This is a genomic window from Protofrankia coriariae (assembly GCF_001017755.1).
GTDB classification, from domain to species: Bacteria; Actinomycetota; Actinomycetes; order Frankiales; family Frankiaceae; genus Protofrankia; species Protofrankia coriariae.
This window is the reverse complement of sequence record NZ_JWIO01000003.1, coordinates 219,571-236,338: the sequence shown is the minus strand read 5'-3', so window position 1 is coordinate 236,338 and position 16,768 is coordinate 219,571. Positions and strand designations below refer to the sequence as shown.

Below are 16,768 nucleotides of genomic sequence, written 5' to 3'. Positions count from 1 at the left end.
CTGGCGTTCGCCCGCGGCTTCGCCGACAACACCGGCCTGCGGCTGCTCTACGGGCAGCCCCACCAGATCCAGACCGTCGCCGGCTACGCCGCCTGGCGGGTCGGCGGCGTGCTCGCGATCGCCGCCGCCGTGTTCGGGCTGCTCGCCGCCGTGCGGGCGACGCGCGCCGAGGAGGACAGCGGCCGAACCGACCTCCTGCTCGCCGGCCCGGTCTCCCGCCGCATTCTGCACACCGCCGCCTACACGGCGATCGCCGCCGGTGTCGGGGCGCTGTGGCTCGCGGAGTTCGCCGGCCTTGTCGTCGCAGGGCTCCCCGTCGCCGGCTCGGCCTGCCTGGCCACAGCGGCCGCGTCGGTCGCGGTGACCTGCGCCGGTATCGGCGCGCTGGCCGGCCAGCTCGCTGCGTCCCGGCGCGCCGCGCTTGCCTTCGGCGGCGCCGTGACCGGCGTGCTGCTGCTCCTGCGCGTCCTCGCCGACACCGTCGCCGGGCTCGGCTGGCTGCGCTGGCTGACCCCGCTGGGGTGGGCCGAGCAGCTGCGTCCCCTCACCGGGGCCCGGCCGCTGGTCCTGCTCCTGCCGGTGGTCGTCACTGGCGTGCTGCTGGCCGTGGCGACCCGCCTGGCCCGCGGACGCGACATCGGCGCCGGGCTGCTGCCCAGCCGCGACAGCGCCGACCCCTGGCCGCACCTGCTGCGGTCGACCACGTCGCAGGCGCTGCGCGGCCAGGGCGGCGTCCTCACCGCGTGGCTGGGCACGGTAGCGATCTTCATGTTCGTCCTCGGCACGGTCTCGCACAGCATCTCCAGCGCCGACGTGCCGCAGAACGTGCAGCGCGAGATCGCCAAACTGGGCTCCGGGTCGATCCTCACGCCCACCGGCTACCTCGCGTTCCTGTTCCTGTTCGTCACCCTGGCGGTCAGCCTGTTCGCCTGCGTCCAGATCGGCGTCCTGCGTCAGGACGAGGCACAGCATCTGGAAACCCTGCTCGCGCAGCCGGTCTCCCGCGGGGGCTGGCTCGCCGGACGGTTCGTACCCGCCGGCGTTGCCGCCACCGCCATCGCCCTGACCGCCGGCCTGGCCGCCTGGGCCGGCGCCACCGCCTCCGGTGTGCGCGTCGCGCTGTCGAGCCTGCTCGAAGCCGGTGCCAACACCCTTCCCACCGCCGGCCTGTTTCTCGGCCTCGGCGCCCTTGGCTACGCGCTCGTGCCCCGGGCCGCCAGCGGCATCGCCTATGGTCTGGTCGCGGTCACCTTCCTCTGGCAGCTCGTCGGCTCTCTGCTCAGCCCACCGCGGTGGCTGCTCGACCTCACTCCCTTCGCCCACGTCGGCCTCGTGCCGGCCCAGCCGTTCCGGCCGGTCGCGGCAGCCGTCATGGTCGGCATCGGGCTGCTCGCCGGCCTCGGCGCGCTCGCCTCGTTTCTGCGCCGTGACCTGACCACTACGTAGGAAGCGCGGGGACAGCGGCGCGAGGGATCCGGGAGGGATGCGGGAGGCCCCGCCTGGGCGGCGCGGGACGCCGTCCGCGCTGCCCGCCCCAGCCGCGGTGTCGGCCCCGCGCCAGCCTGTACCGGGCGCGTACACGCACGTCCGGCCGCGTTCGCCCCTGCGCTGTTCCCGCTCCGGTCCCGTGTCGGTCTTATGCCAGTCTTATGGCGTCCTTGCGTCGAGCGTCCACCGCCGGTCAGGTACTTTCCTGTGGAGGCCGCACCCACCCGGAGATCTCTTCAAGATCACCTGGAAAGTATCGGAAAATTTGCGCCAGCCAGCGTCAAGCACGTTCCCGCGGACAGGTCGAACCATTCTTGCCGACATCACCTGGCAAGATCATGATTAGGGTTCCTTGACCCGAACACAGCCCTGCGCCTAACCTGTTACGCACTGTCGTTCCCCTCGCATTATCTGATGATGAGGAGACGCCCAGGCATGACACGTGCGGGCGTGGAGAAATCGCAGCGGACACTGTCGGGTTATCTGTGCATATCCGCGGCGTCGGCGCTCTTCGGGCTCGCAGGAGCGGTCGCGAAGGTGCTGTTCAACGACGATGTGTCCGCGGTTTCGCTGACCGCCCTGCGCTCTTTCTGCGCGGCCGTCGTACTCGTCCCGGTCATCGTGTTCGCGCGCGCCAGAATCCTCCCGGTGAACCGGGCCCAGCTCGGGCATCTCGGCATCATGACGGCCCTGTTGATCATAGTGAACCTGACGTTCTACGTCGCCATCAGCAGGACCGATGTGGCCGTCGCCATCATGCTCGAGTACACGGCACCGGTCTTCGTCATCCTGATCGGGCTGGGCCGGGGCACCCATCTGCTCAACCGGGCGAGCTTCACCGTGCTCGGTATGAGCGTCCTCGGCTGCTATCTGCTCACGGGCGCGTACGACGCCGACATCTTCCGGGCCAACCGGTTGGGGCTCACGGCCGGGCTGCTGTGCGGGCTCGCCTTCGCCCTTTACAACATGGCCGGCAACCGGGCACGACGGCTCGACCTTGAGACGACGACCGTCACTTTTCACACCTTCGTGATGTCGGCGGTCGGCTGGCTCGTACTCGTCCCCGTCCTCCCGCTCGACCGGATCGACTATCGACCGTCCACCGTTGCCTACATCCTCTTTATCGGGGTCTTCGCCACGGTCGTGCCGTACTGGCTGCTGTTGCGCGGCCTGCGACAGGTGGACGCGTTCCCGGCGACGGTCATCGGCATGCTCGATCCCGTCGTCGCGGGGCTCGCCGCGTATCTGCTCGTCGACGAACGACTTGCGCTCCCCCAGCTCGCCGGTATCGCACTGCTCCTGGTCGCCCTCGTCCACATGCACCGCAACGAGCGTTTCCTGCTTCGGGAACGTCCCGGCGAACCGGCGGGAACCGGGCAACGGGAAGAGGCCGTCGTGAACTGACCGACGGACCGGGCGTCAACCGTCCTGGTGCCGCGCCGGATCCACCGGGGAAAGGGTGTGAGAACCCATGGGCAAGAGCATCACCGTGGCCGATCGGAAGAACCTGCCGCACATCGTCGCGGCCCGCCAGCGAATCGAGAATCTCTGGGCCAGGGGCACCGACTACTGCGAAAGCACGGTAGCCGAGGCACAGGCGCACGCACGCATGCTGCACCTGGACATGGACTTCACCGGCGAGTGCCAGCTCAAGTGCTTCTACTGCGACCGCACCCCGGACCGCTACAGCGACGTGCCGAACCGCACCGAGCTGACGACCGAACAGCGCAAGGACATCATCCGCCAGGCCAGAGAACTCGGAGCCACCACCATCGAGTTCCCCGGGGCGGGCGAACCGATGATCGATCCCGGTTTCTGGGAGGTCCTGGAGTACATCCACGACAACGACATGATCCCGGTCGTCTTCACCAGCGGCTGGCATCTCAACGAGCTGACGATCGACCGGCTGTACCGGCTCGGCGCAACCATCTTCATCAAGCACAACTCCGACGACCCACGGGTGCAGGACAAGATGGTCGGCGTCAAGGGCTACGGCAGGGTCGCCACCAGGGCGCTACACCTGCTCGTCGAACGGGGATTCGCCTCGACGATACCCACCCGCATGGCCATCGACATGGTCGTGACCCCGCATTTCCAGGACATGGAGGAGATCGGCACGATCTTCCGCTGGTGCCGCGACAACAACGTGCACAACTACATCATGACCCTCATTCCCGAGGGTATGGCCGACCACCGGCAGGTTCTCTTCGAGAAGCGGCGGGCCGACGAGCTCATCGAGTTCATGGCCCGGATCGACCGCGAGGAATACGGCCTGGAATACGTTCCCAGCCGGCCCATGGGGGGCGGCTACCGGTGCCGCCAGGTCAACGTGGGCCTGTTCGTGAACCTCTTCGGCGAGGTGTACGACTGCAACGGCCTCGGCCGCCTGCTGGGCCATCTGCGCCGCGACAGCCTGGCCGACATCTGGCAGTCGACCTATGCCCGGCGCGTGCGCCAGCCCGACCAGAACGGCTTCTGCCTGCTGCGCGAACGCCAGTGGCAGGGCGTCGATCTCGGGCCGATGGACCGCAAGACCGAGCAGTACCTGCACTGGCGTAACCGGCACGAAGCCGACCCGGTGATGGAGAACGCGCTGGACGAGATCTCACAGGTCGAGATCCACCGGCGGGGTGCCCGCAGCCGGGCGGTCGACGTGGAAATCCTGCCGGCGGGCGCCCGNCGGGCGCCCGCCCCGCCGACACGCTGCCCGCGCAGGCGCCCGCGAAGCCGTAGGCGAGAAGATACCGGCGAGAGGAAGAACGCACGATGCACACGAAGGTCGTCGACGACCCGACAATACGCTGGGTCGCCGACAGCTGGGTCGACCAGACCACGCCGGACGACACCGTCTTCTCGTTCCTGCGGATCCCGTTCGACTACGCGGTGAGCCATCGGCCGGGAACCCGTTTCGGACCCGAGGGCATTCTGACCGCGTTCAACGGGTTCTCCCTCTACTGCACCGACAAAAGAGTCTCGCTGGACCACGTCCGACTGGTCGACCTCGGCCGGGTCGACGTCGTCCACTCGCTGCCGGAAACCTACGCGAACATCACCGAAGCCGTGGCCAGAATTCCCCCGGAACAGCATCCTGTCTTTCTCGGCGGTGACCACTCGATCGCCGATCCGATTTTCCGCGGTCTGCTCCGGCGGAACCCGGGCCGGCGATTCGGACTGATCGTTTTCGACGCCCATTTCGACGCCCGCCCGCCGATCCCCGGGAAGGAACACTCGGGCCACTGGATGAAGACCCTGGAAGACGTCATCGACTACTCGGTGACCGCCCAGCTCGGCATCAGCGCCCCCATATACTCCGAGTACTACATGCGTTCCGCGGAGGAGCAGGGGGTGCTCGTCCGCACGCCCTACGAGATCCGTCGGCGTGGCTGGCGGGAGACCCTGGAAGAAGCGATCAGCCATGTGTCCCGGGACACCGACGGCGTATACATCTCCGTCGACATCGACTGCCTGGACCAGGCGTTCGCACCCGGCACCAGCGTCCCGAACGGCAGCGGTCTGCTCACCCACGAGGTGGCGGACGCCGTCTTCGAGATCAGCGGCGCCGTCCCCGTGGTGGGCATCGACATCAACGAGGTGAGTCCCCCGCTGGACCGCCTCGACCAGACCTCCCAGCTCGCGGCCCATCTGCTCCTCAACCACATGGCCGGTGTCGTCGCCGGCAAGTGGGCCTGACCGGATCCACGCCCCGTCACCCGCGTCCCCCACCCACAGCCCGCCCCCGACCGGCCCGCCGTCGTGGTGACGGGCCGGTTGCCTGGCCGCCACGGCCCGGCCGCCCAGAGCCCGCCCCCGGCCGCGCGCCGGTCGGGGGCGGGCTCTGGCGTTCCGACGTCGAACCCGACGCGCGGACAGCTGTCTGTCACCGCTCCGGCTGCCCGATACCCGCGTTGGCCGGTAGCCGCCATCTGTAGGTGGAAACCGCTGCCATCGCGACGCTTTCCACCTACGGCTTCCGCGCCTGTAGGTGGAAAGCGCTGTCATCACGACGGAATCCACCTACGGCGGAGGCTGAGAGCAGCGTGGCCGGCGGCGGACACCGACGGCGGACACTGGCGGCGGCTCGATCCGGCCGGGAGTGTCGCGGGCATGTCCGTCGTCGACAACGAACCGGCCACCAGGCGGGGCATCACGGCCTATTCGCGTCATGGGTCATTCGCGTGCTGCCGGCGGAACTGGCGCGATTGGGAGGCAGGTGACCGATCAGCACAGTAAAATTGTATTAATTCTAATTATATTTAAACAGATCGAAAACGCCGCGACCACCAGCTGAAGAACCCATCAAGGAGACGTGCGTGCCACCGCCGCCGAACGAACAACCCGACGACTGGACGGAGCCCGGCGCACATCCCGTGGCGGCCGGGGTCTACCGCATCCCGCTCCCGCTGCCGTACAGCGGTCTGCGCGCGGTGAACGTCTACGTCGTGCCGGACGTCGACGGCCTGGTCGTGGTGGACTCCGGGTGGGCCATGCCGTCCACCGAATCCGCGCTGGCCACCGCTCTGAGCACGCTCGGCTACCAGCTTGACAACGTCTCCCGTGTGGTGGTGACCCACGCGCACCACGACCACTACACCCAGGCCCTTGCCCTGCGCGCGCGGTTCGGGACGAAGGTCAGCATCGGCTGGGGGGAGCGCCACTCGATACTCGCCGGTGAGAAATCCGAGGTCCTCACCCGCCCGCAGATCGCGATGCTGCTGCGCTGCGGTGCCCCCGAGCTGGCCGAGCGCTACGCCCGATACCTGGTGCACGAGACGGACCACTCGCAGAACGCGCCGTGGGGTCCCCCCGACAGCTGGCTCGACGACGGCGATGTCGTCGGCCTGGCGGAGCGCAAGCTCGACGTCCTCGCCACCCCGGGGCACACCCGCGGCCATGTGGTGCTTCGTGACAACACCAACGGCCTGCTGTTCGCCGGCGACCACGTGTTACCGCACATCACCCCGTCGCTGGGGTTCGAGTGGGCGCCCGAACCGTCGCCGCTGCGCAGCTTCCTGCAGTCGCTGCGGCTGATGGGCGGTCTGCCCGACACCCTGCTACTGCCTGCGCACGGCCCGGTCACCACCAGCGTGCACCGGCGGGTCGAGGAGCTGCTGGCCCATCACGAGGCCCGTCTGGACACCGCCGCCCGCAATGTTCGCGCGGGTGCCGAAACGGCGTTCCAGGTCGCGGCGGCGATGCGCTGGACCCGCCGGGAACGCCGACTGGACGAACTCGACACGACCAGTCAGACGCTGGCCGTCCTCGAGATCGAGGCGCACCTCGACCTGCTGGTGGAGCACGACCAACTGGTCGCGGCCACCACCGGGGACGGCGTTGTGCGCTACGCCACGCGAAACTGAGCTCCCCGCAACCGGGGATCCGGTACTGGACGACGGCTACCAACAGACGCGGTGACCAGGCACGATGGCCGGCGGCGGAGGAACGGGCCCATCATGACATATCATCCTAAAAATAGATCTACTCCTGTTAGGATGCTGGAACGTCGCTCGTCGGCGCTAGGTGTGCGCACAGGGGCGTGTTACGCTGCCCTCCGCCGGAGGGGACCGGACATGTAAGGACTCGTGTTGCCCAGACTTCAGTCCTCCGCACCGACCAAGTCCAGATTCAGGACTCGGTGGCGGCTCCTGGCGATGACGTTGACACTACCAGTGGGCGTCGCCCTGGCGGGCTGCCAGGCTCCTCGCACGTCCACGTCACCGGAGTCCTCCCCGTCCGTCTCGTCCATCGGGCAGCAGGCTGCCAAGGCCTACCTGGCAGCGCATCCGTCGCCCGGCGCGTCCGCGGCCGCGGGCGGTCAGCCGGCTCAGTCAGCACCGCCCACGGCGGAGCCGGCACAGCAGGCAGCGCCCACGCAGGCCCAGGCCCCGGCCCCGCCGGCGGCGAACCCGCTTCGCCTGCTGCTCGCGCCCGCTCCCGCCACGCGGCCACCAGGGCTCGACGACAGTTGGCGCCTGGTGTTCGGCGACGAGTTCGACGCACCTGTGCTGGACACCGCCAAGTGGGTCACCAACGTCTGGCAGGGCGCCCAGTGCGGGGCCAACTCCGGCAACCACGGCTCGCAGAACTGCTACTCGCCGTCCGCGGTGACGCAGAGCGATGGCAAGGCGCATCTGACCGCGAGCAGGGCCCCCTACAACTTCAAGGGCAGGACATTTCCGTACACCAGCGGCATCATAAACAGCGACCAGCGGTACTTCTTCACCTACGGTTACGTGGATGTCCGCGCCAAGCTGCCGAAGGGCAAGGGGTTCTGGCCCGCGATCTGGCTGTACAACCCGGCCTACACACTCGATGAGATCGACATTATGGAATTCATCGGTGAGGACCAGACGACCATCTTCCAGACGCTGCACACCAGGCACGGCAGTGAGAACCAGTTCAAGACCAGGCACTCGGACTGGAGCGCCGACTATCACAACTTCGCCGTCAGGTGGGAGCCAGGATCGCTGACCTTCTACATCGACGGCGTGCAGACCGGTCACCTGACGAGCCTGGTTCCTTCGGAGAAGATGTACCTGATGGTGAACCTGGACGTGGGCGGCTCCTCCAGCTGGGGCGGTGCGCCCAACAGCGCCACTCAGTTCCCCAGCAGCGTCGACATCGACTACGTCCACATCTACCAGCAGGCCCCGTAACCGCTGACAGGCCCCATGGGCCACAGCCCTGCCGAGCCGGCACGGGTTGCCGGATCGACCGGTCACCGCCACCGGTCGATCCGCACCGGCCGCGGTGACCTGCAGACTCGACAGACCGCTCCGACAGCCTGCTTTCCCCCGCGGTTTCCCTGTCAGGCGGGCGTGCCGAAAACCTGGGTCCAGTAAATGCCGTAACTACCGCCACGCGCGTAGCCGACCCCGATCTGGGTGAACTCCCCGTTGAGGATGTTCCGACGGTGGCCGGGGCTGTTCATCCAGCCGTCCATCACCTCCGCCGGGCTGTTCTGACCGGCCGCGACGTTCTCACCCAGCATCCGGTAGCGGTAACCGGACGCGGTCGCACGGTCGGTCATCGTCCGGCCGTCCAGGCTGACATGGTCCATGTAGCTGTTCGCCGCCATGTCCTCGCTGTGCCACTGCGCCGCCAGGAGCAGGCAGGCGTCCACGGTGAGCGGAGACTGGCCCAGCCTGCCCCGTTCGACGTTCACCAATGCCACGACCTGCGAGACGACGTCTCCCCTGGTATCGGCTCCCCCGATATCGACTCCCCTGGTGCCCCCGCCGACGGCCGCACCGGCGGCGGGCGAGGCGGCNGGCGGCGGGCGAGGCGGCCGGCCGTGCCGGTGCCGGTGGCGGTGGCGGGATCACCGGTAGGCCCGCCGGCGCGGCGCCGTCGTCGTCGTCGACCTGAACGCCGAAGTCGCGGACCAGCCCGGCGAGGCCGTCGGAATAGCCCTGGCCGAGCGCCCGGATCTTCCACCCGGCCCCACGCTGGTAGATCTCCGCGAGCAGCAGAACGGTCTCCTGCCGTGGCCGCGGCGGGGTGAAGCGCGCGACGGGGGTGCCGCCCCGGCCACGGACGTTCAGGACCGGTGGCGGCAGTTGCCCGAGCGTCACACCGGTGTCGGCCGGGCTCACGACAACGACCACCCTGGTTGCCGCCGGACGCAGCCGAGGCGGGTCGATGCTGGCGCCGTCATCGGTCAGCCGGGCCCCGGGCGCGGACGGCTGGTTGTAGAAGACGAAGTCGCCGTCCCCGGCGACCTTCCCGTTCCCGCTGATAATCAGGAGCGACAGGTCGAACGGCCCGGCCACGTGAACGGACAGCGCGCCGTCCGGCAACGACCGGTTGGCACCGGCGACCAGCTCAATCATGATCACTCCGAGTGGTCCGAGCAGGTGGGTCATGGCGGCCGGCCGAGGGCCGGGCCGTCCGGTTCACCAGCGCGCTCTCGATCGCTCTTACAAGGACGAACAAGTGTCACGTATCGTCCCGGCCGAACGGCGCCGACGCCGGTGCTGGTATCCGACATCCGGACGATGATCGGAAAGTCTTCCCGATTCGTGCGAAGACGTCCGAAAAGATCACATTTCGGCCCCGGTCGGGGGTGTTAGTGTCCCGGCATGGCCGAGACGGTGTCCGCCCCGCGCGAATCCCCATCCATCCCAGATGCGCACGCCATCGCCGGCGGCGGGCCAACGGGAACCCCGGAGACGGCACCGACAGCCCCGGCACGGGCGCCACGTTCTGGAGCGACGCCCACGGGCAGCGCGCCGGCGCCGATCGCCAGCACCTCGATCGGGCGGTCCGTCCGGCTCTTCCGCGCAGCCCGGCGCGAACCGGTCGACCCGGCCGGCTTCTACTCGCTGCTCGCCGCCGACTCCGTGCACCAGCTCAGCCGCTTCACCACGCTGGCCGGCTCGCTCGTCCTGGACGTCGGTGGCGGCCCCGGCTACTTCCGCAGCGCCTTCCAGCAGGCCGGCGCCCACTACGTCTGGGTCGAGCCGGACATCTCCGAGCTGAGCGCCGGTGGCATCGTGGAGCCGGGCCGGGTGCTCGGCAGCGCGTTGGACATGCCGTTCGCCACCGCCTCGGTGGACATCTGCTACTCGTCGAACGTCCTGGAGCACGTGCCGGACCCGTGGCGGATGTGCGAGGAGATGGTGCGGGTCACCCGACCCGGCGGGGTGATCTTCCTGAGCTTCACCAACTGGCTCTCACCCTGGGGCGGGCATGAAACCGCGCCCTGGCACTATCTCGGCGGCCACCGCGCGGCCCGGCGCTACGAGCGCCGCACCGGGACCCCGCCGAAGAACCGCTACGGCAGCAGCCTGTTCGCGGTGTCGGTGGCCGACGCCCTGGCCTGGGCCCACGGCCACCACGGCATCGACGTCGTGGCCGCCATGCCGCGCTACCTGCCGGCGTGGACCAGGCCGATCCTGCGGGTGCCGGGTGTCCGGGAGGTCGTCACCTGGAACCTCGCCATGGTCTTCCGCCGGCGCTGACCGGCCGCCGGCACCGCGACCAGGCTCTCCGCGGCCCTTCCCAGCCCTTCGCGGCCCTTCGCGGCCCTTCGCGCGTCCGCGATCAACGCTCCCGGGACGGTGGGCAGCGGTCAGATCAGCCGGAGCTGGCGGCCCTGGTTCGGGCGGGCCCGGCGGGGCCGGGGCGGGCCGGAACGGCGCTCGAGCAGCGGCGCACCCAGGCTGTCCAGGAAGGGCGAGGGCCGCACCTCGGACACCTGCCGGCCACGGCGGGCCGCATGGGTGAGCACAAGCTGCTCCCGGGCCCGGGTCATGCCCACGAACAGCAGCCGCCGCTCCTCCTCGTCACCGTCGTCGCTGCCGTCATCACGCCCGGTGAGTCCGGCGCCCGCACCGGCACCGCTGCCGGCCGGGGACGCGCCCGCCCACCGCAACGGCAGCAGGCCGTCCTCGCAGCCGATGATGACGACGAACCCGAACTCCAGCCCCTTGGCGGCGTGCAGCGTCAGCAGGGAGATCCGGTCCGCCCGGGGGTCGAAGGTGTCGACCTCCGCGCCGAGCGCGATCTCGGAACAGAAACGCTCCAGGTCGTCGCCGCACTCGGTGGCCAGCGGGGTCAGGACGTCCAGCGCGTACCGGATCTCGGCCTCGTTCGGCGGTCCGGCCGGAGGCGGCGGCGATGCGGGCCCGGCCGGTGACGCCGGCCCGCTCCGGGCGTCCGGCGCTGTCCCGGGCAGGCTGCCGGAGGATGCCGGGCCGCCACGGCCGGGCAGGCCGGCGGCGTTGTCGAGGGCGATCTGGGCCGCCGCCCGCAGCCGTGCGAGAACACCGCGGCCCCGCGCCGGCACCGTGTCCGCTGGGAGCACGGGGGCCGCGGGGATCCCGTCGGCCGGCGTGTCGTCGCCGACGAGCTCCAGCAGGTACGCGACGCCCGGGGTGTCCGCGAACCGGTTGTGGGACCGGCGCTGGAAGGGGAACCCCTGCCGGTCGAGGGCGTCCATCACCGGCCGCGCCTGACGGGCGGTGCGGTAGAGCACCGCGATGTCGGAGAAGGACAGCCGGGCCTGCCCCGTCCCGTCCACCCCGGTGTCGAGCGCGTGGAAGGACGTGCCGCCCAGGGCCTCCTCGATGAGGCCCACGACGACCGATGCCTCGTCCGCCTCGTCGGCGGTGCGGCGCAGCAGTACCGGAGCGCTGTGCGGATGCTCCCCGACCGCGCGCAGGGTCCGGCCGGGCACCAGGGTGGCCGGTTCGATCAGGCGGACGGCCGCCTCGACGATCACGGGGGTGGAGCGGTAGTTGCGGGTCAGCGACACCACCTTCGCGTCCCGGAAGTCGTCCCGGAAACGCAGGAAGAAGCCCACGTCGGAACCGCGGAAGGAGTAGATGGCCTGGTCCGGGTCGCCGATCGCGCACAGGTTCGCCGCCGGCACGGGTTCCGGTGGACGGGCGGGCGAGGCGTCGCCGAAGCGCCCGGCCAGCATGGTCAGCAGGACGTACTGCAACTCGTCGACGTCCTGGTACTCGTCGACCCAGACGTGCTGCCAGCGCGCCCGGTACTCGTCGGCGATCTCGGGATGCTCCCGCATCGCCAGCACGGGCAGTTGGACGAGGTCGTCGAGGTCGACCAGGTTGCGCGCGCGCAGCTCACGCTCGTACCCCCGCGCCACCACGGCCAGCTCGTGCCCGTCGGTGGGCTCCCCGAGCGCGCGGGCGCGGCGCAGCCCGGCCAGCGCGCGTCGCAGTCGCTCCAGGTTGCGCGTCCCCGACGCCGTGCCGGCCAGCGCCTCCCGCAGGATCTGCGTGCGCACCGCCTCGTCCGCGACCGCGACATCCGGCCCCAGGCCGAGGCGCGCGTGCTGCTCCTGGAGCATCCGCAGCCCCAGGCCGTGGAAGGTGGTCGCGAAAACGCGCGACGCCTGCTGCGGGATGAGGGCGTCGAGCCGTTCGCGCAGTTCGGCCGCGGCCCGCCGGGTGAAGGTCACTGCCAGGCACTGCTCGGCCGGCACCGCGCACTCCCGCACCCGGTACGCGATCGAGTGGACGAGGGTGCGGGTCTTGCCGGTCCCCGGCCCGGCGACGATCAACAGCGGGCCGTTCGTGACCGCTGCCGCGGCGCGCTGCTCGGCGTCGAGAGCGGCCAGGGCGGACGCGCCGGGCACCTCGGACGGCACGCCCTGCGGTGGCACATCCACCACGTCGGCGGCAGGCCCATCAGAGGGACGCGCGCCGGCGGCGGGCCCGTCGGGAGATGGCGACCAGGAGGATGGTCCGCCGGGGAGCGCGTCCGCGGTGGGGACACGCTGCCCGGGAGCCGGCTGCGTCGGATACACCGGACTCGTCAGGCCCGTGGGGCTGTCCACCGCGGGCGGGGCCGCGGATAAGGCACCGGATCGGACGGACGGCGATGCCGGGGATGACGTCGGCGAGGACGCGGCCGTGGACGGTGCCAGCGCGGTACGGACGGCGCGGCTGCCCCGGCGGGCGGTGCGGGCCCGGGAGCCGCCCGGGGCCGTTGCCGTGCCGGTCGGTGTTGCCGTGCCGGCCGGTGTTGCCGTGGTGGCGGCGAGGTCGAACAGCGTGCCCGCGTCCGAGCTGAGTTCCTCCGGGCGGAAGAGGCGGATGACGCCGTACTCGCCGTCATATCCGGCTTCGCGGATCACCTCCTCGTTCCGCAGCCGGCGGATCGCCTCCACCAGCGCGGACGAGCCGACCTCGGCGATCGCGTCCAGCGGGACCTCGGCGAGGATCCCCAGCTCCGGGCCGAGCCGGGTGGTCAGCGTCGTGACCTGCGCGGCCACCGCCTTGCTCTTCGGCCCGACCCCGAGGATCTCCCCCACGACCTCGGGCAGCGCCACCAGCGAGCGCACCTCGCCCGCGGTCGGCGGGCGCAACCCCTCGGTCCGGTCGGCCAGCGTGTCCACCCGGTGCAGGACGCCGACGGTCAGCGGCCGTCCGCACTGCGGGCAGCGCCCGTCCGCCTGCCGGGTCTGACTCGGCTCGTAGCGGACGTTGCACTTGCGGTGGCCGTCGAGATGGTACTTGCCCTCCTCGGGGAAGAACTCGATCGTGCCGGCGAACCCGTCCCCGGTGCGCAGCGCCGCGAGCATGGCGAAGTAGTCGACGTCGCAGGTGAACGCGGTCGCCTCCCGGCCGAGCATGGGCGGGGAGTGCGCGTCGGAGTTGCTGACCAGGCGGAACCGGTCGAGCCCGGACAGCCGCCAGAACATCGGCGGGTCCGCGGACAGGCCGGTCTCCAGCGCGAAGATGTGGTCGGCCAGATCGACGTAGCAGTCCTCGACCGCGTCGAAACCGGACTTGGAGCCCAGCACCGCGAACCACGGCGTCCACACGTGGGCCGGTATCAGGTAGCAGCCGTCGCCCGCGCCGAGGGTGATCTCCAACAGGTCACGCGAGTCCAGGCCCAGGATGGGACGCCCGTCCGCGGCGAGATTGCCGATCTTCGCCAGGCTCGCGGTGATCCGGGCCGCGGCGTCGGTGCTCGGAGCGTAGAGAAGATGGTGGACCTTGCGGGTCCGCTCCCCCCGCTTGTAGATCGTGGAGATCTCCGTGGAGAGCATGAACCGGGTCGCCACCCGGCAGGACGCGGGCAGGGTCCGCAGCACGTCCGCCTCGAGGTCGGGACGCAGCCGGAACAGGCCGGGTTCGGCCGGCACGAGCTTGGTGGCGATCTCCTGCGACCAGGCTGGGTGGGTGAAGTCCCCGGTGCCGATCACCTGGATCCCCTTGCGCGCCGCCCACCAGGCAAGATGCTCCAGGTCGCAGTCACGGCTACAGGCCCGTGAGTACTTGGAGTGGATGTGCAGGTCCGCAAGAAACCGTGAGCTCACAGCTGGGTATGTTGTCGCACCCGCGCGCTCGCACACACGGCGGCCTGCCGGGCCTGGCCACCGGCGCTCTTCGGCTGGCTCCCGCCGCCGCTCGCCCGCGACGCCACCCGGCATGACCGCCTCCTGGTGGGACGGGTCATTATGGGCATTGCCGCAACGGGGTGTGTCCGCCGGTGTGCGCATCCGGCCATCGGAGGAGCCCGTGGGGCTGTCGCGTCCGGAGAGGACTATGACCGAACAAACGGCTGTCCGCCAGCCACGCCATCACGACGAGCCTCATCACGACGAGCGGCCCGGCGACGGGCGGCGTCGTGAAGGGCGAGCGGGGCAGCACGGCGAGGAACGGTTCGGTGCGGGACAGCCCGGCGGGGAAAGCGGTGGCGGGCCGGCGGCCCACGCCGGACGCCGCCTCGACGACCGGCGCCGGGCCGCGCTGACCGACCGGTGCCATCGCCTGGTCCGGTTCCTGCGGGAGATCGCCCTGGCCCAGGCGCCGCGGGTCACCACGGTCGACGAGCATCCCGTCGTGGTGTGGCTCGACAACCTTCCGGACGGCCTGTCCCTGTTCGAGCAGGCCGGCCCCGGCGAGGTGCTGCTGTCCGCGCCCGCCGCGGCGGCTCTGCCACCGCCGCCGGCGCTGCCCGGCCAGCTCACCGGCTGGGTCGTCATGGCCGAACCGGGCGAGCCGGTCGAGGAGTTCCCGCCGCTGCGCGAGATCGGCCCGCGGACCCGCGTCGAGCTGCGGCCGGACGGCATCCAGCGTGAGATCACCGAAACCATCCGGCTCGCGGACGCGCCCGAGGTTCAGGCCGCCTACGCGCAGTGGCTGCCGGCCTGGCGGATCTGGGCGACCAGGGCCCGCGCGGACGCCGACCGGCGGGCCCTGCACAACGTCCTGCACACGGTGGCGCAGCGCCTGGCGCAGGAGGGCGACGCGCTCGAGCTGGTGCTCTGCACCGGCCTGCTGTCCTGGCACGCCCCGACCCCGACCCCGACCCCGGCCCCGCCCCCGGCATCGGCGTCCACGGCGCGCCCGTCTGCCGCACCCGGCCCGTCCACAACCGGCATGCCCTCGCTCGGCACGTCGGCAACGATCACGTCGGCGACGATGCCGGGCCGGCCCCCGCTCGGCCCGGCGGCGGCACGCCCGCCCGCGACGGGCGGCCCNCCCGCCCGCGACGGGCGGCCCGCCGCCTGCTGCCGTCGAGGTCCGCCATCACCTGCTCGCGACCAGGCTGCTGGTGGAGATCGACACGACCAGCTCCACCATCCGCCTGCGGCTGCCCGCCGAGGCCACGACCCGGCTGGAGGACGGCAGCCTGCTCGACGGGGTGGCGGCGTTCCGGCCGGAACGGACCAACGCGCTGCACGAGCGGCTGCGCGGCCGCCCCGCGGTCCCCCTCGGCTCCGAGGACGAGCGGGCGCTGCGGGACTGGCTGACCCTTGCCGTGGACGTGTCCACCGACGGCTACTCGCCGTCCTGGCAGCCGGCGGCGCGGCCGGCCGGCCCACGCCCGCAGGTGACCTTCGCCCCGGCGCTGGTGCTGCGCGCCCGCGGCCGGGCGGCGCTGCTGAACTACTACGACCAGATGCTGGACGCGCTGCGCGGCGACGGCCCGCCGCCGCTCGGCCTGGTGCAGCTGGTCGAGACGCTGGAGGCCGACGAACGCCTGGCCTGGCTGGCCGCGGACGCGGCGCCCGACGGTGCTGTCCGGGCCGGCCCGGACAGCCTGGACGGCCCGCCCGGCCCGGGCGGCACCGCGCCGCTGTTCCCGCTGCCTGCGAACCCGGAGCAGGCCCACGTGATGGAACGTCTGCGCCGGGACAACGGTGTCGTGGTGGAAGGGCCGCCCGGGACGGGCAAGACCCACACGATCGCCAACCTGATGTCCGCGCTGCTCGCCGAGGGCAAGCGGGTGCTGGTCACCAGCCAGAAGGCGCAGGCGCTGCGGGTGCTGCGGGAGAAGATGCCCCCGGAGCTGCAACGGCTGTGCGTGTCACTCACCGACCTCGACGACACCGGTTCGACCGAGCTCGCGGTGAGCATCAGCGCGCTCGCGGCGGAGAAGGCCGCCTTCCGGCCGGACGACCACGACCGGCGGATCGCGCGGCTGCGCTCCCGGCGGGACGACGCCGCCGCCCGNGGCGGGACGACGCCGCCGCCCGCCGGGCCGAACTGGCCGAACGGATCCAGCGGCTGCGCGCGGCCGAAGGTGCCCACCATGACGGCTCGCGGGTGGCGCCGGGCTGGGAGGGCACCCTGGCCCGGATCGCGGCGCGGGTCCGGGACGAGCGCGCCGCCCACGGCTGGCTCCCCACCCCCGTGCCCTGGCCCGCCACCGGCGGTGGCCAGGACAGCGCCAGCCCTGGCGGTCATGTCACCGACAGTGACAGGGGATACGGCGGCGGCGGTGCTGCTGGCGGGTGCGGCCCGGTACCTGCCAGCGACGATCACGGTGGACGCGACAGCCACGGCGAGCGCGGCGGGCC

Annotated in this window: 8 protein-coding genes and 2 pseudogenes (1 of these 10 cut by a window edge); 7 read left to right on the top strand and 3 right to left on the bottom strand. The window is 71.3% G+C overall.

Translation table 11 applies throughout. The features are described from left to right. The first annotated feature begins 1,923 nt into the window (after nucleotides 1-1,923). The 5 genes from FrCorBMG51_RS03370 to FrCorBMG51_RS03350 all read left to right on the top strand — a co-directional run bounded on the left by FrCorBMG51_RS03370 (nucleotide 1,924) and on the right by FrCorBMG51_RS03350 (nucleotide 8,141). On the top strand, nucleotides 1,924-2,892 hold the full coding sequence (locus tag FrCorBMG51_RS03370; RefSeq protein ID WP_162233163.1) for an EamA family transporter: 969 nt from the start codon (nucleotides 1,924-1,926) through the stop codon (nucleotides 2,890-2,892). Nucleotides 2,893-2,959: 67 nt separating this feature from the next. Continuing rightward, entirely contained in the window at nucleotides 2,960-4,375 is a 1,416-nt protein-coding gene (locus FrCorBMG51_RS30475; protein ID WP_157180372.1) for a radical SAM/SPASM domain-containing protein, read from the top strand. Beyond that, complete coding sequence (locus FrCorBMG51_RS03360; protein WP_235433290.1) at nucleotides 4,285-5,178, top strand: agmatinase family protein; 894 nt, start codon at nucleotides 4,285-4,287, stop codon at nucleotides 5,176-5,178. The genes FrCorBMG51_RS30475 and FrCorBMG51_RS03360 overlap by 91 nt, the downstream gene beginning before the upstream one ends. 620 nt (nucleotides 5,179-5,798) lie before the next feature. Next, nucleotides 5,799-6,845, top strand: a complete 1,047-nt coding sequence (locus FrCorBMG51_RS03355) for an MBL fold metallo-hydrolase (protein ID WP_047221619.1) — start codon at nucleotides 5,799-5,801, stop codon at nucleotides 6,843-6,845. Between the two features lie 297 nt (nucleotides 6,846-7,142). Next, complete coding sequence (locus tag FrCorBMG51_RS03350) at nucleotides 7,143-8,141, top strand: glycoside hydrolase family 16 protein (RefSeq protein WP_157180371.1); 999 nt, start codon at nucleotides 7,143-7,145, stop codon at nucleotides 8,139-8,141. A gap of 152 nt (nucleotides 8,142-8,293) precedes the next feature. On the opposite strand, the gene FrCorBMG51_RS30470 is transcribed toward FrCorBMG51_RS03350, so the two are convergent. Together FrCorBMG51_RS30470 and FrCorBMG51_RS30465 are read right to left on the bottom strand one after the other, a co-directional pair. Next, entirely contained in the window at nucleotides 8,294-8,608 is a 315-nt protein-coding gene (locus FrCorBMG51_RS30470) for a CAP domain-containing protein (RefSeq protein ID WP_235433275.1), read from the bottom strand. A gap of 310 nt (nucleotides 8,609-8,918) precedes the next feature. Further along, nucleotides 8,919-9,317 (bottom strand): annotated as a pseudogene (locus FrCorBMG51_RS30465) (TerD family protein); the annotation flags it as partial. A gap of 249 nt (nucleotides 9,318-9,566) precedes the next feature. On the opposite strand from FrCorBMG51_RS30465, the gene FrCorBMG51_RS03340 reads away from it, so the two are divergent. After that, nucleotides 9,567-10,448, top strand: a complete 882-nt coding sequence (locus tag FrCorBMG51_RS03340) for a class I SAM-dependent methyltransferase (RefSeq protein WP_235433274.1) — start codon at nucleotides 9,567-9,569, stop codon at nucleotides 10,446-10,448. Nucleotides 10,449-10,558: 110 nt separating this feature from the next. On the opposite strand, the gene FrCorBMG51_RS03335 is transcribed toward FrCorBMG51_RS03340, so the two are convergent. Beyond that, entirely contained in the window at nucleotides 10,559-14,278 is a 3,720-nt protein-coding gene (locus tag FrCorBMG51_RS03335) for a UvrD-helicase domain-containing protein (protein WP_047221617.1), read from the bottom strand. Between the two features lie 433 nt (nucleotides 14,279-14,711). Here FrCorBMG51_RS03335 and FrCorBMG51_RS34395 point away from each other — a divergent pair. Next, a pseudogene (locus FrCorBMG51_RS34395) lies at nucleotides 14,712-16,768 on the top strand (AAA domain-containing protein); its annotated part runs 3,071 nt beyond the window's last position; the annotation flags it as partial.

Excerpts from the sequence above, each read along its gene's own strand:
- FrCorBMG51_RS03370 (WP_162233163.1), top strand. The coding sequence starts at position 1,924 with ATGACACGTGCGGGCGTGGAGAAATCGCAGCGGACACTGTCGGGTTAT.
- FrCorBMG51_RS03340 (WP_235433274.1), top strand. The coding sequence starts at position 9,567 with ATGGCCGAGACGGTGTCCGCCCCGCGCGAATCCCCATCCATCCCAGAT.